The following is a 17,642-nucleotide window of genomic DNA, read 5'->3' as shown; positions in this document are numbered from 1 at the left end:
GCCCGGAGCGAGCGGGATCTACCCTCGATAACGAAGCGTATCGACGACGAGGGCGAAGGCGGCCGAGGCGTGCCGGCGGCTCGGATAATAGAGGTGGTAGCCGGGAAACGGCGGACACCAATCCTCCAGCACACGCAGCAGCCGCCCATCGGCAAGATGCGCCTGCACGGCATCCTCCGGCAGATATGCCAGCCCCGCGCCGGCCAGCGCCGCATTCAGCCGAAGAGCGATATTATTGAATGTCAGCTGCCCCTCGACGCGAACCTTCAGCTCGTGCCCGTCGCGCTCGAACTCCCAGGCGTAGACACTGCCATAGGTCGGCAGGCGCAGGTTGATGCAGTTGTGATCGGTAAGATCCTGCGGCGTCAATGGCTTCGGCCACCTTTCGAAATAGGCGGGCGCACCGACCACGGCCATGCGCATGTCGGGACCGATGCGCACCGCGATCATATCTTTCGCCACCTGCTCTCCCAGCCGCACGCCGGCGTCGTAGCGCTCCGCGACGATGTCGGTCAGGCCGTAATCGACGATGATCTCGACATGGATATCGGGATAGTCAGGCAGGAGCTTTTTCACGGCGGGCCAGAGCACCGCATTCGCCGCGTGCTCGCCGGCATTGATGCGGATGGTGCCGGCAGGCTTCTCCCGAAAGGCACTCAAGGCGGCAAGCTCGGTCTCGATCTCGTCGATCCTGGGGCCGATGGTGAGGAGCAGCCGCTCGCCAGCCTCCGTCGGCGAGACGCTGCGGGTCGTGCGCGTCAATAATCGCAGCCCGAGCCGCTCTTCGAGCCCTCGGATGGTATGGCTGAGCGCCGATTGTGACACGCCGAGCTTCCCCGCTGCTTTCGTGAAGCTCTGCGCCCGCGCGACAGCGAGGAAGGCGATAAGATCATTGACGGCTGCGCGCGGCATTCATGAAGCTTTCTCATGGGTCCTTGCCGCTGATACCATCTAATCCCGATCAAAGGCACGCGCTAAATATCCTGTGATACCGCGGACGCCCACCGTTCCCTCGCGGACGCCCTCGTTCCGCCGCGGACGATACCGTTCCACCGGGTACGCAACCGCAGACACAGGAAGGACGACCATGGAGATCAAGCGAAACGGCTCTCAGCCTTCGGTCAAGGGACCGGCGGACTGGTTCACCGGCACGGTGCGCATCAATCCTCTCTTTCCTGTGACCGACCCGGCCCGCGCGGCCGGCGCCAGCGTCACCTTCGAGCCCGGTACCCGAACCGCCTGGCACACCCATCCCCTCGGCCAGACCCTGATCGTCACATCCGGCTGCGGCCGCGTGCAGCGTGAAGGTGGGCCTGTCGAGGAGATCCGCGCCGGCGACGTCGTCTGGTTCGCGCCGCGGGAACGCCATTGGCATGGCGCATCGCCGACGACCGCGATGACCCATATCGCCATCCAGGAACAGCTCGATGGCAAGGTTGTCGACTGGATGGATCATGTCACCGACAGTGAGTACCAAGCTTAGAAAGGAAACGGCGATGCAGAAGCGTGAACTCGGAAAGAGCGGTCTCCAGGTCTCGGCCATCGGTCTCGGGTGCATGGGGCTGAGTTATGGTTATGGCCCGGCGACAGCGATCCAGGAAGCGGTCGCGCTGATCCGACAGGCCTTCGAACGCGGTGTGACCTTCTTCGATACCGCCGAAGCCTACGGCCCCTATAAGAACGAAGAGCTTCTGGGAGAAGCGCTTGCTCCCTTCCGCGGCGAGGTAGTGATCGCCACGAAATTCGGCTTCAACTTCGATGCCAATGGCGGCCAGAGCGGCATGAACAGCCGGCCGGAACAGATCCGCGCGGTCGCCGACCAGGCGCTGAAGCGCTTGAAGACCGACGTCATCGATCTGTTCTACCAACATCGCGTCGATCCGGATGTTCCGATCGAAGATGTCGCCGGGACGGTCAAGGCTCTGATTTCAGAGGGCAAGGTGAGACATTTCGGCCTCTCGGAAGCCGGCGTCCAGACGATCCGTCGCGCCCATGCCGTCCAGCCGGTGACGGCGCTACAGAGCGAATATTCGCTGTGGTGGCGTGAGCCCGAGCAGGGTATCCTGCCGGTGCTCGAAGAGCTCGGCATCGGCTTCGTGCCGTTCAGCCCGCTCGGCAAAGGCTTCCTCACCGGCACGATCAGCGAGACGACCACCTTCGACAGCAAGGACTTCCGCAACATCGTGCCGCGCTTTTCTCAGGAAGCGCGAAAGGCCAACCAGGCGTTCGTCGATCTCCTCGCAGAGATCGCCGCGCGCAAGAAGGCCACCTCGGCCCAGGTCGCGCTGGCCTGGCTGCTGGCGCAAAAACCCTGGATCGTGCCAAGCTGCATCGCTTGGTGGAGAACATCCAGGCCGCCGAGGTCGAACTGGCGGCCGATGAGCTTGCCAGCATCGAAAGCGCGCTCGCCACCATCAAGGTCGAAGGCGATCGTTACCCTCCGCACCTGCAGGCAAGGGTCAATCGCTGAGAAGACCTTTGGTCATCCTCGGGCTTGTCCGAGCATCTGCTTCCGGTCGATAGGGCAGCAGATCCTCGGCACAAGGCCGAGGAGGACGTCGTGTGGAGAACGAAATCCCTTTTTGGCTGCATCTTCACCAATCGGATCATTTCCTCGGCGCCGGCGCATTCTGCTGAAAAGCCGGTATCGTCTCGAGCTTGGTGACGATCTCCGCGATATTCGGCCACCGGGCAAGGTCGAAGCCCATGCGTCGGGCGCTGATCGCCTGTGGAAAGAGGAAGATGTCGGCTATGCCAGGCCGGTCTCCGACGGCGAAGGCGCCATCCCTGCGGCCGGCGATCATCGTCTCGACCGCGGCCATTCCCTCGCCGACCCAATGACGGCTCCAGGCGGCAACGGCGTCGGCGTCGGCTTGGAAGGCCGCCTTCAGATGAAGGCCGATCCGCGGCGGCAGCAGCGCGTGGATCTCGGCTGCGATCGCAAGCGCGATCGAACGGGCCTGCGCCCTGCCTTCAGCCGTATCGGGCAGCAGCGGCGGCTCGGGCTGAACCTCGTCGAGATATTCGACGATCGCCAGTGATTGGGTGATGAGGACACCGCCATCCGTCAGCAAGGCCGGCACCAGCCCCTGCGGGTTGACGCTGCGATAGCCGGCCTGCCGGCTTTCGGCATCTTCTCCGAGAATGCTCACCGGCAGCGCCTCTGCCGTCAGCCCCTTGAGCGCTAGCGCGATCCGGACCCTCGAGGTCGCGGAAGAAATTTCGTTCTGGTAGAGTTTCACTGTCATTCTCCTTGCTGAATTCAGAAAAGCGGTTGCTCAACCGCGGAAGCCGCCGTCACAAGGCCCGCAAGCGGCGATGGCTCGTGCGAGCTGGTGTCGTAGATACAAGGGGCGGCGAAGACTGCAGCTGCCAGAACGCAGATAATCATCAATCTCATTGGACCCTCCATCGGCGAAGCCCGGCTGGGCCTCGCCCTGTTTCCTTTCTTCTGCCGCCTTCAGGCAATGCTCAGCTCGACATGGATATTTCCGCGTGTCGCCTTCGAATACGGGCAGAGCCGGTGCGCCTCGTCGACAAGCGCCTTGGCGACATCCGGCTCGATGCCGGGCAGGCTGACCTTGAGACGGGCCTGGAGAAAATAATCGCCGTCCGTCGTCCCGAGATCGACTTCGGCATTCACCGCAGTCTCCGCGGGAAGCCTGATCTTCAGCTTGCCGGCGGCAATGCCCATCGCACCGATAAAGCAGGCAGACCAACCGGCGGCGCAAAGCTGCTCGGGATTGGTGCCGGGCCGCGCGCTGCCAGGAGGCGAGAGCTTGATGTCGAGCTGGCCGTCGTCGCTTTGCGAAGCGCCGTCGCGCCCGCCGGTGGTGCGGATCTTGCCGGTATAGAGAACCTTTTCGATATTTGTCATGGGAACACTCCGTAGATTGGCCGCTGAACGCGAGGAGATCGCTGCTGCGGCCGGGTTGACGAAGTGAGTTTTAACCGGCCGATATATCCCGCATGTTTCCGAAATCGGCCGAAATGTCACAAAACGTAGCATTCGGTATCCGGGACATTCTTGCGTACAAAATCGCCGGAAAAACCTCCGGCGGCCCTGAGGTCACCGTAGAGTGACTTCCGCCGCAAGCCCGCCACCGGCGCGATTGTATAGCCGCAGCGAACCACCGATCTTTGCCGTCAGCTGCTGGGCGATCGCAAGGCCAAGGCCCGTGCCGCCGGTCTCGCGGTTGCGGGATTGCTCCAGCCGAAAGAACGGCTGCATGGCTGCTTCCAGCATATCGTCCGGTATTCCGGGCCCGCGGTCCATGACGGATATGACCACATGCTGTTCCGCGTCATGCCCGACGCTGATCTCGGCTGAGCCTGCAAATTTCAGGGCATTGTCGATGAAGTTCGACAGGATGCGGCGAAGGGCATGCGGCTTGGTGAAGGCGGCGCCTTCAACCAGCCCGACGACCGTGACGGCTTTCCCGGTGTCCTGATAGTCGTAAGCTATGCTGTCGATGAACGAGGAGAGATCGATCCGGGCGTTCTTCTCCCCGCTGCCATGGGCGCTGCGCGCATAGGCTATGCCGTCCTGCACGAGGCGCTGGATCTCGGCGAGATCGTTCACCAGCTTGTCCCTTTCGGGCGAATCCTCCGCCATATCGGCGCGCAGCCGCATGCGGGTGATGGGCGTCTGCAGGTCGTGGGAGATCGCCGCCAGTATCTGGACGCGCTCTTCGAGATAATGGGCGATCCTCTCCCGCATCGCGTTGAACGCCCTCGCCGCATGCGCGACTTCGCTCGGCCCCGTCTCGCTCAAAGCGGGACCGTCCTTGTCAGGATCGAGCGCATCCGCGGCAGCGGCCAGCCTTCCGAGCGGCCGGATCGCCAGGCGCACCGCAAACCAGGTACACAGTATGAGCAGCGCCATCTGCACGGCAAAGACATAGGGTAGCCATTCGGCGATCGGCATGACGCCCCTCGGCGTCACATCAATAGTAAGCGGGCTGCCGTCGCTCAGCGTCAGATGCGCCTGCAGCCGGTTCACCTCGCCCGGTATCCGTTCGATGCGGATCGGGAAGCGGTGCCCAACGGCCGCCTCTATCTTTCCAGCGATCTCCCTGCCCTTGCTGGACGCGTCGGGCACACCGGCCAAGCCAGGCCCGAGTTCGAATCGGTAGTTGCCGCGGCTCAGCCAGTCCACAAGGTCGCCGCGCTCGGCCGCCGGGAGCCGGTCGAGAACGGCAATCGATGTTGCAACGTCGTTCTCGAGCGTGCCGAGCATCACCGCCTTGGCCGACATGTAGCGCTCCATGTAGAGAACGCTGAAGGAAAGGCCGTAGGCAAAGGCCAGGCCGATCAGCAGGATGAGAAAGATCCTCGATCGCAGCGTTCTCGGCCACATCAGGCTCGGCAGCATGGCGACCGAACTCCTCATTGGCGCGGCTCCGAAATTTCGACCGGAACCGAGAAGACATAGCCTTCGCTGCGCACCGTCTTGATATAGGTCGGCTCGCGCGCATCGTCTCCCAGCCGCTGCCGCAGGCGGCTGACCAATAGATCGATCGAGCGATCGAAGAGCTCGGCGTCGCGGCCCTGCGTCAGGCTCAGAAGCTGATCGCGGTTGAGGACCCGCTGCGGATGGTCGATGAAGACACGCAGCAGGCGGTATTCGGCGCCGCTCAGCGCAATCGCCGTCCCTTCCTTATCCAGGAGGTGGCGAGCGACCGTGTCGAGCCGCCAGTCGCCGAAGGTCAGCAATTGTCCCGCCTCGCTGATCTGCAGGTTGGGCGGCAGCATGCGCGTGCGCCGCAGCACCGCCTTGATGCGGGCGAGAAGCTCGCGCGCTGCGAACGGCTTGGCGAGATAGTCGTCGGCTCCCATCTCCAGCCCGAGGATCCTGTCCATCTCGTCGGTGCGGGCTGTCAGCATCAGGATCGGGATCGCCTTGTGCCGCCCGCCGCGCAGTTCGCGGCACAGCACCAGACCGTCATCGCCGGGCATCATCACGTCGAGCACGATCAGGTCGACGGCATTGGCGTCCAGAAAACTGCGCATCTGGCGCCCGTCCGCGGCAACGCTGGTCCTGAGGCCATTCTTCTGCAGATAGCCCGAGACCAGCTCGCGGATTTCACGATCGTCGTCGACAATCAGGATGTGATCGACATGATCCATATTTGCTTATTCCTCAACGATGTGGCCGCGCCCACCGCCTCGGTCATGATGCCGAAGCGCAAGACGCGACCTACGCATATTCCACCGGCCGGAGCAACGAGGCTCTGCGGCTTGATGCCGCCTCTCAAGCATGTCGCGCAAAAGTGTGCTGCGGTTTTGCGATAACGACATGCGTAAAAAACAAAGACTTAAAGCGCGGAAAGCGAATCTGAAAGATCGCGAAGTGCTTTAGAAGCGATCGACGTCGATCACGGCTTGCGCAAAGGCCTGCGGCGCCTCCTGCGGCAGGTTGTGGCCGATGCCGCCGCCGATCGTGCGGTGCTCGTATCTGCCGGAGAACTTGCCTGCATAGGCAGAGGGCTCCGGATGCGGCGCGCCGTTTGCATCACCCTCCATGGTGATCGTCGGCACCGAAATCATCGGCAAGGCGGCAAGGTTCTTCTCATAGGCGTCGTACTTCGCCTCGCCTTCGACCAGCCCCAGGCGCCAGCGATAATTGTGAATGACGATTTCGACATGGTCGGGATTGTCGAAGGCGGCACCGGATCTGTTGAAGGTCGCATCATCGAAATCCCACTTCGGCGAGGCCGTCTGCCAGATGAGCTTTGCGAAATCATGGGTGTTGCTCGCATAGCCCAGTCGGCCGCGCTCGGTGGCGAAGTAGAACTGGTACCACCAGGCAAGTTCGGCCTTTGGCGGCAGCGGCTTCTTGTTGGCCTCCTGGCTGCCGATCAGATAGCCGCTGACCGATACCATCGCCTTGCAGCGCTCCGGCCAGAGTGCGGCCATGATGTTGGCGGTCCGCCCGCCCCAGTCGTAGCCGGCAATCACCGCCTTCTCGATATTGAGCGCATCGAGCAGGGCGATCATATCGTCGGCGAGCGCCGAAGGCTGGCCGTTGCGCGGCGTCTTCTCATCGAGGAAACGCGTCGTGCCGTAGCCGCGCAGGTAAGGAATGATCACCCGATAGCCGGCGGAAGCAAGCAGCGGCGCGACGTCGACGAAACTATAGATATCATAGGGCCAGCCGTGCAGCAGCAGGACGACAGGACCGTCCGCCTTGCCGGCTTCGGCATAGCCGATATCGAGCACGTCGGTCTTGATCTGCTTCAGCGCTTCAAAGGACGTATGGGTTCCGGCCTTCACATGAGGCAAGGCTGCGGGCGAAGCCGGCGCGGTCTGGGCAGCGGCCGCGCCTGCTACGCCGAATTCGACCGCCGCAAGGGCGATGGCTGTCATGCCGAAAAAACGGCGGCGGTGATGGTTGATTTGCTCTGACATCGGTCTCTCCTGTCGAATGGATCACGGTGCTCAGAAGACGTTCGGCTTGTATCGCCCGTATGTCGCAAGCCGCGGTTTTTGAATGCGAATGTAACCCCGGCCCGCCGAGATACATTCAGATACAATTGCGCTGTCCGCCTGTGTCCGAGCGCCGGGTGCGTCAGCCCCTCTGCGGATAGGGCAGTTTGTATTCTTTTGTATCACCCGCGCCCCAGCGCAATAGTTCGGTACATTTTCCCGCCAAACCAGACACACCGGAGATACCTCCGCCCGGCTACATCGCGTCGTTGCTGGTTCAGGCCCATCGCCGTCCAGAGCCCGACCAATCGGTTTCAAAGGAAACGATGATGACACTTCTGATCATTGCCTATCTCGGAGGCGTGCTGACCATCCTCAGCCCCTGCATCCTCCCCATCCTCCCCTTCGTTTTCGCCCGCGCCGGCCAGCCCTTCGTCAAAAGCACGCTGCCGATGCTGGCGGGCATGGCCGCCACTTTCGCGCTCGTCGCCACTCTTGCCGCGGTCGGCGGCAGCTGGGCCATTCGCGCCAATGAATATGGCCGCCTTGCCGCGATCGTTCTGCTCGCCCTCTTCGGTGCGAGCCTGCTTTCGCCGCGCTTTGCCAGCACCCTTGCCCGTCCGATCGTCGATTTGGGAAATAACCTGGTGAATGCCAGCGGCAGCGGACGCACGGCGCCGACGGTCCGGAGCGCCCTTATTCTCGGGGTTGCCACCGGCCTGCTCTGGGCGCCTTGCGCCGGGCCGATCCTCGGCCTCGTTCTGACGGGTGCTGCGCTGCAGGGCGCCAACCTTGAGACCAGCTTCCTGCTCGCTGCCTATGCAGCCGGCGCGGCGACCTCCCTTGCCGTCGCCTTGTCGGTCGGCGGAAAGATATTTGCCGCCATGAAGCGTTCGCTCGGTCTTGGTGATCGCATTCGCCAGGTGCTCGGCGCTGCTGTGCTCGCCGGTGTCGCCATCATTGCCCTCGGCCTCGACACCAGCCTGCTGTCCCGCCTCTCCTATGCCAGCACCGCGTCTCTGGAACAGGCCGTACTCGACCGGCTGCATGCAAGGAAGCTCGCCGCTGCGCCCTCCGAGGTCGCGAGCAACGACGCGACGATCGTCGCGGCCGATGCGAAGAGGCCTTTCCGCAGCGATCTCCCCGTCGAGGGTTATGCCCCCTCGCTCGATGGCGCAGTCGAATGGCTGAACTCCAAGCCCCTGACCACCGAAGAGCTGCGCGGCAAGGTCGTCCTCGTCGACTTCTGGACCTATTCCTGCATCAACTGCATTCGCACGATCCCCTACACCAAGGCCTGGGCGGAAAAATATGCCGATCAAGGTCTCGTAGTGATCGGCGTCCACTCCCCGGAATTCGCCTTCGAAAAGAAGATCGACAACGTCAAAAGCGCGATCGGCGACTTCAAGATCGGCTATCCCGTTGCCGTCGACAATGACTACCAGATCTGGCGCGCCTTCGAGAACAGCTACTGGCCAGCCGCCTACCTGATCGATGCCATGGGCCAGATCCGCTACCACCACTTCGGCGAAGGCAACTACGGCAGGACCGAGAAGGCCATTCAGGACCTGCTGCGCGAGGCTGGAAGTGAGATGACCGCCAGCGCGCCGGTCGCCCCCGATGCCAAAGGCGTGGAAGCCGGTCCCGATCTCGGCAACGTCCGCTCCGGCGAGACCTACCTCGGCTACGAGCAGGCGACGAACTTCAGCTCACCCGAGGGGCTGCAGGCAGATGCGCCGCAGAACTACTCGATCAGCAAGCCGGGCCTCAATGGCTGGGGCCTGTCGGGAACCTGGACCGTTGGTAAGGATCAGGCAACGCTCGATCAGGCAGGCGGCGGCATCACTTATCGCTTCAGCGCCCGTGACCTGCATCTGGTTCTCGGACCCGGCGATGAAGCTAAACCGGTCCGCTTCCAGGTGAAGATCGACGGCAAGGCTCCGGGTGCAGACCACGGCTCCGACATCGATGCCGACGGCAACGGCGCGGTCACCGCGACGCGTCTTTACCAGCTCGTGCGGCAGTCCGGCACCGTCACTGCCCGCAACTTCGAGATCCGCTTCCTCGATCCCGGCGTCCAGGCCTACGCCTTCACCTTCGGCTGACCCCAAGACCGTTCCACATCCCGCTCTTCAACATCGACCACAAGGAGTAACCTCATGAACAAGCATCTGACTTTCATCGCAGCTCTTGCCTTTGCCACCGCCGGAATCGCGTTCGCAGCCGAGGCTGCCGCCGTCAAGAACATCGTTATCGTCCACGGCGCCCTGGCAGACGGCTCGGGCTGGCGCAAGGCGACCGAAATCCTCGAAAAGCGCGGCTTCAACGTCACCATCGTCCAGGAACCCCTCACCTCGCTCGATGACGACGTGGCCGCGACGAAACGGGTTCTCGACCTTCAGGAAGGACCGACGCTCCTCGTCGGCCATAGCTACGGCGGCATGGTGATCACCGAAGCCGGCAACGATCCCCATGTTGCGGGTCTCGTCTATGTCGCAGCCTTCCAGCCCGACAAGGGCGAAAGCCTGCTGAGCCTCGCCAGCTCGAAGCCGGCCGGCAGCATGGACATCAAAGAAACGAAGGACGGCAAATATCTCTATCTCGACCCCGGCGCCTTCGCGGCGGATTTTGCCGCCGACCTTCCGAAAGCCGAGACCGATTTCCTGGCAAAGTCGCAGGTCTTCGCCTCAAAGCAGGCCTTCGCAGCCAAGATCGCGGAACCGGCATGGCGCACGAAGCCCAGCTGGTCGATCGTCGCCACCGAGGATCGTGCCATCAACCCCGAACTGGAGCGTGATATGGCCAAACGCGCCGGCAGCGAAGTGACGGAGATCAAGTCCAGCCACGCCGTCTTCGCATCCCAACCGGAAAAAGTTGCCGACGTCATCGAAAAGGCGGCCAGAAAAGCCGGCGAGTAGAACCGGCAGGATGGGGGCGGCAGGTGCTCGAAGCCCGCATGCCGTCCCCATCCAACTTCTGTCTCCATCGAATATTGAGACCGCCAAAGCCCCTCTCCACGAATGGAGAGGGGCAGCAGCATTTACTGCTTGGCGGCGACCGGACGAACCAGCGGCGTGACGCGGCGGATGGTGACGCGGCGGTTTTCCTGTTCCGGGTCTGATGTGTTGACCTTCAAGTAGCGCTCGCCATAGCCCTGCGTCGCCAGGTTTTCCGGCGCTATGCCGTAGACGTCAGTGAGCACGTTGGCGACCGATTCCGCCCGCTGGTCGGAAAGGATCAGGTTGCTCTGGTCGGAGCCGACCGCATCCGTATGGCCTTCAATCAGGAAGGTCTCGCTCGGATCCTTTTCGAGCACCTGGTTGATTGCGTCGGCGACCTTGCGCAGCGTGCGTGCCTGGGTCATCGGGATCTCGGCGCTGCCGGTCGCGAAGGTGATCGTATCGAGATCGATGCGGCGCACCTTGTCGCGAATACGAGCGGAGTACTTCACCTCGTCAAGCGAATAGACCCGCTCCACCTGCTCGACCGGCGGCTCGCTGAGGAATTCGTAATAGTCCCGGTCAGGATCGCTGCTGGTGTCGATGATATAGTCGTTGAGCGGGACACGCAGCCGCATTGGCGGCAGATCAGCGCCCGGGTCGTCGAAATAGCCGCGATCAGGATCCTCGTAGAGATCAGGTGAGTAGTAGAGCACGTATTCGCGCCCGCGGGCATCGACGCGCGACCGCTGGATGATGTCGCCGTAGCGGTTGCGAATGGTGACGATACGATAGCCTTCCGGCCGCGTGATGGTCTCGCGATAGCGATTGTCCGGGAGCTCTTCATAGATCGGTCGTTCACCGTCGCGTAGAAACCGTCTGTCGTCGTCGCTGCGCACGATTACCTGATTGTTGTATTGGATGATCACCCGGTTATCGTCGGTTTGGTCGTCGATGCGCGCTCCCTCGGGCCGGGCAAATTGCGGCCGCGTCTCGAGCCTCGTGCCCTTCTCGCTGGTCACTGCCTCGAGCTTTATCGCCGGCGCAGCAGCAGCTGCAGCGGACTGCGCATCTGCATCCGAGGTCGGCACCTTCACCTCCTGGCTCTCGGCCCGCAGCTTGTCGCGGTCACGGCGGCTTTCACGGCCCTTGCCGCGATCGGCGTCCTTGTCGCTGTCGAGCACGGCCGCGCCGTTCTCGACCGGCAGCACGACGGTTTCGTTGCTCTTGGCCGGATCCGCGGCAACCTTCTTGCGGCGCTCCAGTTCCTCGGGAGAAACCTTTTCCGGTGCCGGAATCGCCTGCTCGACCTGCTGACCGCCGCTGGCATCCGGCGCAGGCTGGGCAGTGTCGGTGCTAGGCGCAGCCGGCTTTTCGCCGGCAGGCTGCTCAGCGGCAGGCTTTGCGGCCGTGCCGTCGGCGGGCTTTTCGGCGGGCGCAGCTTCCGGGGCTGCCGCCTTGTCTTCGGTTGCCTTCTCCGCCGGTGCGGCAGCCTCGCCCTTCTTCGGCTTCTTCGCGGCAGGCGCTTCGGCCGTGGGTTTTACCTCCGGCTTGGCTTCGGGCGTGGCCTGTTCCTCGGCGGGCGTCACCGCTTCGGGAGCGGCAGTTTCGCTCTTGGCCTTAGCCTTATCCCGGCCTTTTTCCCGCTTGCCGCCTTCGGGCTTCGCCTCGGGCTGCGCCTGTTCCGTCTCCGGCTGGGCTTCCTTGGCGGCCGGCTGCTGTTCGGGCTCCGGCTGGACCTCCGGCTCGGCCTGTTTCTTCGGCTTCCTCGGCTTTTCCTGCGTTACCGGCTGCTCCTGTTGGGGCTCGGCTTCCGGCTTGGCCTCTGGCTGAGCTTCCTTCTTGGCTTTGCGCTCGGGTTTGCTTTCGGTCTGCGGTGCCGGCTCTTCCTTCGGCGCAGCTTCGGCCTTCGGCGGCTCCGGCTCTGCCTTGGGTTCCGGCGCTTCCTTGCGCTCGGCCTTCGGTTTCTCGGCGGGCGCCTCCTTCGGCTGTTCCGCGGCCGGCGCCTGCTCGGCCGGGGCTTCCTCCTTCTGCTTGCGCTTCTTCTTCAGGAGCTCTTCCTCGGAAGGCGCGTCCTGCGCCACTTCGAAACTGCCCTGTTCCGCCTGCTGCACGGCCGCGGTCGGCGTCGTGACGTCGCGGACGGCAGCCATCGTCGTGGCGGGCTGGAGAGCCAGCGATAGGGAAAGCAGCGGGAAAGCTGCACTCGCAAACCATCTAGATTTCTTGCCCATCGGGTTTCCTCGATCCTGTTTGAGCTTCCTTAAGGCCGACAGGCCTTGGTTCGCCCCTAGCTTCGCAATGAGGCGAAACGGCGAATTGGCAAAGCGCCAAGCCGCCGATTTGTTCCGGTTCTAGGAAGCGCTGGATTAACCTCCCGTGAATGTAGCAGTCTGCTTTCGTTCATCTCGCCTGTTATTTGCACCGCACAATTGCGCGGGAAATTGTGTTGCAATTCCATGAAAAAAAGTCTGATTATCGCCTCAAGGCGGTGTCGACACCGTTGAATTGCGGTCGCGAGTTCCAAGAGAAAAACAGACAGCGGCCACCAACAGAGAGGATCCTCATGTTTAACTCCACCCGTATCTTCGCGGCAGCCTCGATCGCGGCAATGTCGCTCTTTGCCGGCTCGGCCATGGCCGATGGCGAAAAATACGTGATCGGCACCGATTCGACCTATCCGCCCTTCGAATTCGTCGATGCCAGCGGCACGATCCAGGGCTTCGACATCGATATCGCCAAGGCGCTCTGTGCCGAGATGAAGGCTGAATGCAGCTTCGTCAGCACCGATTGGGACGGCATCATTCCGGCGCTCAACGCCAAGAAATTCGACATGATCGTCTCTTCCATGTCGATTACGCCGGAACGCCTGAAGCTCGTCGATTTCTCCAACAAGTACTACAATACACCGCCGGCCATCGCCGTGCCTAAGGACTCCAAGGTCACCGACGTTGCTGGGCTCAAGGGCAAGGTGATCGGCGCGCAGACCTCGACGACGCACGCCAACTACGCCGAGAAGCATCTCGCCGACACCGAGCTGAAGCTCTATCCGACCGCTGACGAATACAAGCTCGACGTTTCCAGCGGCCGTGTCGATGCCGTCATCGACGACGTCGTCGTGCTCTCCGAATGGGTCAAGTCCGACGCCGGTGCCTGCTGCAAGATCCTGACCACCCTGCCGGTCGACAAGGAAATCAACGGCGAAGGCGCCGGCATCGCCATTCGCAAGGGCGATCCGCTAAAGGAAAAGCTGAACACCGCCATCGCTGCGATCCGCGCCAGCGGCGAGTACAAGAAGATCCAGGACAAGTACTTCGACTTCGACGTTTACGGCGACTGAGAAATTCGGTATCTGGCCGATAAAGCGAATGGCGGAAGGCTTGCTCTTCCGCCATTTTTGTTTGACAACGGTGACAAGATCAAAACGGCAAAAGCCGTGAGGGGACACAGGCATGGGCGGATTGTTTTCCGCGCTCGGCTCCGCCTGGAGCTGGATTGTGCACATTTTCGATCCGCTGTGCGGACCCGTCGGCATCTTCACCTGGTTTGGTCAGTCGACGATTCTTGCCTGCGGCGATACCGGCTGGGGCGACGAAATCGCCCTGGGCTTGCAGGTTACCGTTTCGGTGGCGATCGTCACCCTGCCGATCGGCCTCGTCATCGGTTTCCTCGTGGCGCTGGGCCAGCAGTCGGAGGAAAAGCCGCTGCGGCTGGCCGCCGACATCTACACGACGATCTTCCGCGGCCTGCCGGAGCTTTTGACGCTCTTCATCATCTATTACGGCATGCAGATGCTGATCCAGTCCCTCCTGGAGCTTGCCGGCTATGTCGGACCGCCGATCGAGATCAACGCTTTTTTCGCCGGCGTGATCGCGCTGTCGGTCGTCTTCTCCGCCTACTGTTCGGAAGTGCTGCTCTCGGCTTTCCGCGCCATACCCAAGGGCCAGTATGAGGCAGGAGACTCGCTCGGCCTGCATCGCGGCCGCACGCTGCGGCTCATCATCCTGCCGCAGCTCGTGCGAATCGCACTCCCCGGCCTGACCAACCTCTGGATGGTGCTGCTGAAGGACACGTCCTATGTCTCGATTATCAGCCTTGCCGACATCCTGCGCCAGACGAGCGTCGCCGTGCGGGTGACCAAGGAACCCTTCTTCTTCTACGGCATCGCCTGCTGTCTCTATCTGGTGCTCGCCATCCTCTCTTCGTTCCTGCTCGTCCGCATCGACCGCTGGGCCAAACGTTCCGAGGTTCGCCGATGAGCTATGCCGAAGCCTTGATCCCGCCGCGGCCCGCCCCCCGAGAGGTAGCAAAGCCGATGACGGTGGCCCGCCTCAGCGGCTATATCCTCGTTGCCTTCTGGGCGCTGCTCGCAGCGCTGCTGATTTTTACAGTCGTCAATGGCTGGGATCCGGACAAATTCACCCGCTACGGGCCGCGTTATCTGCACGGTCTCTGGGTGACGCTCAGCCTTGTCGCCATCTCCGTCGTCTGCGGCGCGATCCTGTCGCTACCGCTCGCCATGGCGCGGCTGTCGAAGAACCGGGCGCTGAATTGGTTCGCCTATGGCTATATTTATTTTTTCCGCGGCACGCCGCTGCTTGCCCAGCTTTTCCTGGTCTATTACGGCCTCGGCATTTTCCGTCCGCAGCTGGAAGCCATCGGCATCTGGTGGTTCTTCCGCGAAGCCTGGTATTGTGGTCTCTTCGCCATGACCATCAATACGGCAGCCTATCAGGCGGAGATTCTGCGCGGCGCAATCGAAAGCGTGCCGCACGGCCAGCGCGAGGCGGCGGCCGCACTCGGCATTCACAAGTCCATTGCTTTCCGCAAGGTTACCCTGCCCCAGGCCTTCATCGTCGCGCTGCGCCCTTATGGCAACGAGATCATCCTTCTTATCAAGGGCTCGGCGGTCGTCGCCATCATCACCGTGCTCGATCTGATGGGCGAAACCCGCTACGCCTTTTCCCGCACCTTCGACTACCAGACCTATCTCTGGGCGGCGATCTTCTATCTCGCCATCGTCGAGGCGCTACGCCATCTCTGGGCGTGGATCGAGCGTCGGCTGACCCGCCATCTCAAGCGCTGACGGCGCTGGCAGCACTCGCGGATCCGTGCTGCCAAGCCATTGATATTAAAAATAAATTGTCCTTTCCTGAAGTATCTGTAAAATTTCCGTTAACCACTCGCATGTTTCCATATCACGTAGCGCTAATAAGCGCGCGAGTGGGAACAAGAAGAAGCGGAATAAAATGCACACGGACATGGAAAGACAATTGCAAGGTTACGGCCTGACGACCGCCCAGATCATCTACCGCCTGCCGGACCATCCGACGATCCTGCAGACCTACGTCTGGCAGGATTACGATCTCGCTCCGGATTTTCCAGAGATGCGCGGCTTCCTGAAATTTTGGCAGGAGAAGCTCGACGGACCGCTGCATTCGGTGCGCTACGTCCACCGCAAGCTGATCTCCGCAACCGAGTGGCGGGCGCTGAAGGGTGAGTTCATCCTGCACTGATCAGACATGCGCCTCGCCATGGCCGAACTCGCCCTCGTCGCGATCTGGACGCAGGGCGAAACAGACGATGCCGGCATAGAAGGCGACGACCGTAGCAATGACCGCAAGGCCGGGCATCGGCCCGAGCACCGCATTGTCGATGACATAGGCCCATGAATGCGCCTGTAGCGCCGGCACGCCCTCCGTTTGCAGTTTCGGCGTCGAGATCTTCAGGCACCAGGCAAGGAGCATGATGAAGTACATCCAGCCGTAATTGCGCTTGAGACGGCGATGCATCGCCTCGCCATAACTCAGCAGGAAGCGCGGATGGCGCAGGCTGCCGGCGATCACCGCGGCCCATTCACTGCCGCTATTGGGATCGGGCGCCAGAATCTGCGCGAAATAGAAGCGCTCGATCTGGCGGATGCGGGCGCGGTAAATGTCGAAAAAGCGGTAGCGCCGCGCCTCGATCATCAGAAGCAACGTGATCAGCATCATCCCGAACAGCAACACGCCGTGATGCGAGGTCGGAGTCGACAGTGATACCGAGAGCAGCGCCGCCACCACGGTGATCGCCCAGTTGGAGGTCCGGTCGATGCGATCGCGCCAGCTCGTCATCCGCCCGAGCTCGCCACGGTAATAATGGATGAGCGTATTGGTGGTCTCGCCTGGTGTACCCGGCAACAGCGACATCAGCACATCCTCTCTTTCCCTTATCGATGATATTCTATCCTGCTCGGTCTCCATGATTTTCCTCCCTTCGTCTCCCTTTCGGCTGCCTCTCACAGGGCGCCCGACCATTCTGCGCCTGCAGCCACGCCATTGCAAAAAATCGAAAGCCGCCTTAGAGCCGTGCCTGAAACGGAAGGATGGTGACCGCGATGGCAAAGAAGATCGACGAAGAAGCTCTTGCCGAGGCCTATAACCGCGCTCTGGCGCTGGAAAAGGCCGGTGATGTCGACGCGGCCGTGGCGGCCTATGAGGAAGTACTGACGATCGATCCGGACGACCACGGCGGAGCCGCCGTGCGCATCGCCGCGATGGGCCGCGGTGAAACGCCGGCCAAGGCGCCCGACGCCTATATCGAGACCTTGTTCGACCAGCATGCCGAGGTCTTCGAGGACGTGCTCGTCGAGCAGCTTGGCTATCACGTTCCGATTCTGGTGCGCCAGCGCCTGCAGCAGCTGAAGCTCGGACCATTCAAACGGTTGCTCGACCTCGGCTGCGGCACGGGTCTGACCGGCGGCGCCCTGCGCGACCTCTGCGAAGATATGACCGGCATCGACATATCGGAAAAGATGGTCGAGATCGCTCATGAGAAGGATCTCTACGAGACACTCTTCGTCGCCGAAGTCGAGGATTTCCTCGAGGACAATGACGAGGAAGCCTTCGACATCATCACCGCAACCGATGTGCTGCCCTATCTCGGGGCGCTCGAACCGTTGTTCTTCGGAGCCGCCGAGAATCTGACGGCGGGCGGCCTCTTCATCTTCTCCTCCGAAACCCTGCCCGAAGAAATTCTCGCCGGACGCGCTTACATGGTCGGCCCGCATCAGCGCTTCGCCCATGCCGACGCCTATGTGAAAGAGCGGCTGACGGCCACCGGTTTCGAGCTTGTCGAGATATCGGATATCAACGTGCGGATGGAAGATGGACAGCCGACGCCCGGCCATCTGGTGATCGCCAGATATACCGGCTGACGGAATACTTGCATGATCGGCGAAGTATCTGTTGCGCGATGTGCGGCAAGCTGTTACTTAGTCGATCGGTAAAGTTTTTC

General features: G+C 62.1%; 16 protein-coding genes and 1 pseudogene. 9 read left to right on the top strand and 8 right to left on the bottom strand.

Translation table 11 applies throughout. The features are described 5' to 3' along the window. Positions 1-18: 18 nt before the first annotated feature. On the bottom strand, positions 19-912 hold the full coding sequence (locus MHI61_RS11485) for a LysR family transcriptional regulator (RefSeq protein WP_239792095.1): 894 nt from the start codon (positions 910-912) through the stop codon (positions 19-21). Positions 913-1,087: 175 nt separating this feature from the next. Here MHI61_RS11485 and MHI61_RS11480 point away from each other — a divergent pair, with 175 nt between their 5' ends. Together MHI61_RS11480 and MHI61_RS11475 are read left to right on the top strand one after the other, a co-directional pair. After that, positions 1,088-1,483 (top strand): cupin domain-containing protein, encoded by a 396-nt coding sequence (locus MHI61_RS11480; RefSeq protein ID WP_239792094.1) that lies wholly within the window; start codon positions 1,088-1,090, stop codon positions 1,481-1,483. Between the two features lie 13 nt (positions 1,484-1,496). Then, positions 1,497-2,470, top strand: a pseudogene (locus MHI61_RS11475) (aldo/keto reductase). Positions 2,471-2,606: 136 nt separating this feature from the next. Here MHI61_RS11475 and maiA read toward each other — a convergent pair. From maiA to MHI61_RS11450, 5 genes are all read right to left on the bottom strand, one after another. Beyond that, complete coding sequence (maiA, locus tag MHI61_RS11470) at positions 2,607-3,242, bottom strand: maleylacetoacetate isomerase (RefSeq protein WP_239792093.1); 636 nt, start codon at positions 3,240-3,242, stop codon at positions 2,607-2,609. Between the two features lie 218 nt (positions 3,243-3,460). Next, a complete protein-coding gene (locus MHI61_RS11465; protein ID WP_239792092.1) occupies positions 3,461-3,877 on the bottom strand; it encodes an organic hydroperoxide resistance protein in 417 nt (138 codons plus the stop codon). A gap of 192 nt (positions 3,878-4,069) precedes the next feature. Next, entirely contained in the window at positions 4,070-5,392 is a 1,323-nt protein-coding gene (locus MHI61_RS11460; protein ID WP_239792091.1) for an ATP-binding protein, read from the bottom strand. Continuing rightward, entirely contained in the window at positions 5,389-6,129 is a 741-nt protein-coding gene (locus tag MHI61_RS11455) for a response regulator (protein WP_077989283.1), read from the bottom strand. The genes MHI61_RS11460 and MHI61_RS11455 overlap by 4 nt, the downstream gene beginning before the upstream one ends. A 228-nt stretch (positions 6,130-6,357) precedes the next feature. Then, positions 6,358-7,410, bottom strand: a complete 1,053-nt coding sequence (locus MHI61_RS11450) for an alpha/beta hydrolase (RefSeq protein ID WP_239792090.1) — start codon at positions 7,408-7,410, stop codon at positions 6,358-6,360. A gap of 347 nt (positions 7,411-7,757) precedes the next feature. On the opposite strand from MHI61_RS11450, the gene MHI61_RS11445 reads away from it, so the two are divergent. Together MHI61_RS11445 and MHI61_RS11440 are read left to right on the top strand one after the other, a co-directional pair. Beyond that, positions 7,758-9,533 (top strand): cytochrome c biogenesis protein DipZ, encoded by a 1,776-nt coding sequence (locus MHI61_RS11445; protein ID WP_239792089.1) that lies wholly within the window; start codon positions 7,758-7,760, stop codon positions 9,531-9,533. A 54-nt stretch (positions 9,534-9,587) separates the two neighbouring features. Then, positions 9,588-10,346: an alpha/beta hydrolase gene (locus tag MHI61_RS11440; protein ID WP_239792088.1), complete on the top strand. Its 759-nt coding sequence runs from the start codon at positions 9,588-9,590 to the stop codon at positions 10,344-10,346. Positions 10,347-10,468: 122 nt separating this feature from the next. Here MHI61_RS11440 and MHI61_RS11435 read toward each other — a convergent pair whose 3' ends face one another. After that, positions 10,469-12,601 (bottom strand): OmpA family protein, encoded by a 2,133-nt coding sequence (locus MHI61_RS11435; RefSeq protein WP_239792087.1) that lies wholly within the window; start codon positions 12,599-12,601, stop codon positions 10,469-10,471. A gap of 332 nt (positions 12,602-12,933) precedes the next feature. On the opposite strand from MHI61_RS11435, the gene MHI61_RS11430 reads away from it, so the two are divergent. From MHI61_RS11430 to MHI61_RS11415, 4 genes are all read left to right on the top strand, one after another. Beyond that, a complete protein-coding gene (locus MHI61_RS11430; RefSeq protein ID WP_239792086.1) occupies positions 12,934-13,707 on the top strand; it encodes a transporter substrate-binding domain-containing protein in 774 nt (257 codons plus the stop codon). A gap of 112 nt (positions 13,708-13,819) precedes the next feature. Continuing rightward, positions 13,820-14,626: an ABC transporter permease gene (locus MHI61_RS11425; protein ID WP_239792085.1), complete on the top strand. Its 807-nt coding sequence runs from the start codon at positions 13,820-13,822 to the stop codon at positions 14,624-14,626. Further along, entirely contained in the window at positions 14,623-15,453 is an 831-nt protein-coding gene (locus MHI61_RS11420; RefSeq protein ID WP_239792084.1) for an ABC transporter permease, read from the top strand. The genes MHI61_RS11425 and MHI61_RS11420 overlap by 4 nt, the downstream gene beginning before the upstream one ends. A 163-nt stretch (positions 15,454-15,616) precedes the next feature. Beyond that, positions 15,617-15,883 (top strand): usg protein, encoded by a 267-nt coding sequence (locus MHI61_RS11415; protein WP_239792083.1) that lies wholly within the window; start codon positions 15,617-15,619, stop codon positions 15,881-15,883. Here the strand turns inward: MHI61_RS11415 and MHI61_RS11410 are convergent, their stop codons facing one another. Further along, positions 15,884-16,609 carry a DUF2270 domain-containing protein gene (locus MHI61_RS11410; protein ID WP_239792082.1) on the bottom strand — a complete coding sequence of 242 codons (726 nt, stop codon included), beginning with the start codon at positions 16,607-16,609 and terminating at the stop codon, positions 15,884-15,886. Between the two features lie 134 nt (positions 16,610-16,743). Between MHI61_RS11410 and MHI61_RS11405 the strand changes: the two genes are divergently transcribed. Beyond that, positions 16,744-17,562, top strand: coding sequence for a methyltransferase (locus MHI61_RS11405; RefSeq protein ID WP_239792081.1), 819 nt, complete (start codon positions 16,744-16,746; stop codon positions 17,560-17,562). The last annotated feature ends 80 nt before the right edge of the window (positions 17,563-17,642 follow it).

Origin of the sequence: Rhizobium sp. K102, assembly GCF_022385315.1 — a bacterium.
GTDB classification, from domain to species: domain Bacteria; phylum Pseudomonadota; class Alphaproteobacteria; order Rhizobiales; family Rhizobiaceae; genus Rhizobium; species Rhizobium croatiense.
This window is presented reverse-complemented; position numbering and strand designations above follow the sequence as displayed.

Coding starts and splice junctions, on each gene's coding strand:
- MHI61_RS11485 (WP_239792095.1), bottom strand. CDS start 912: ATGCCGCGCGCAGCCGTCAATGATCTTATCGCCTTCCTCGCTGTCGCG.
- MHI61_RS11480 (WP_239792094.1), top strand. CDS start 1,088: ATGGAGATCAAGCGAAACGGCTCTCAGCCTTCGGTCAAGGGACCGGCG.
- MHI61_RS11465 (WP_239792092.1), bottom strand. CDS start 3,877: ATGACAAATATCGAAAAGGTTCTCTATACCGGCAAGATCCGCACCACC.
- MHI61_RS11460 (WP_239792091.1), bottom strand. CDS start 5,392: ATGAGGAGTTCGGTCGCCATGCTGCCGAGCCTGATGTGGCCGAGAACG.
- MHI61_RS11455 (WP_077989283.1), bottom strand. CDS start 6,129: ATGGATCATGTCGATCACATCCTGATTGTCGACGACGATCGTGAAATC.
- MHI61_RS11450 (WP_239792090.1), bottom strand. CDS start 7,410: ATGTCAGAGCAAATCAACCATCACCGCCGCCGTTTTTTCGGCATGACA.
- MHI61_RS11445 (WP_239792089.1), top strand. CDS start 7,758: ATGACACTTCTGATCATTGCCTATCTCGGAGGCGTGCTGACCATCCTC.
- MHI61_RS11440 (WP_239792088.1), top strand. CDS start 9,588: ATGAACAAGCATCTGACTTTCATCGCAGCTCTTGCCTTTGCCACCGCC.
- MHI61_RS11435 (WP_239792087.1), bottom strand. CDS start 12,601: ATGGGCAAGAAATCTAGATGGTTTGCGAGTGCAGCTTTCCCGCTGCTT.
- MHI61_RS11430 (WP_239792086.1), top strand. CDS start 12,934: ATGTTTAACTCCACCCGTATCTTCGCGGCAGCCTCGATCGCGGCAATG.
- MHI61_RS11425 (WP_239792085.1), top strand. CDS start 13,820: ATGGGCGGATTGTTTTCCGCGCTCGGCTCCGCCTGGAGCTGGATTGTG.
- MHI61_RS11420 (WP_239792084.1), top strand. CDS start 14,623: ATGAGCTATGCCGAAGCCTTGATCCCGCCGCGGCCCGCCCCCCGAGAG.
- MHI61_RS11415 (WP_239792083.1), top strand. CDS start 15,617: ATGCACACGGACATGGAAAGACAATTGCAAGGTTACGGCCTGACGACC.
- MHI61_RS11410 (WP_239792082.1), bottom strand. CDS start 16,609: ATGGAGACCGAGCAGGATAGAATATCATCGATAAGGGAAAGAGAGGAT.
- MHI61_RS11405 (WP_239792081.1), top strand. CDS start 16,744: ATGGCAAAGAAGATCGACGAAGAAGCTCTTGCCGAGGCCTATAACCGC.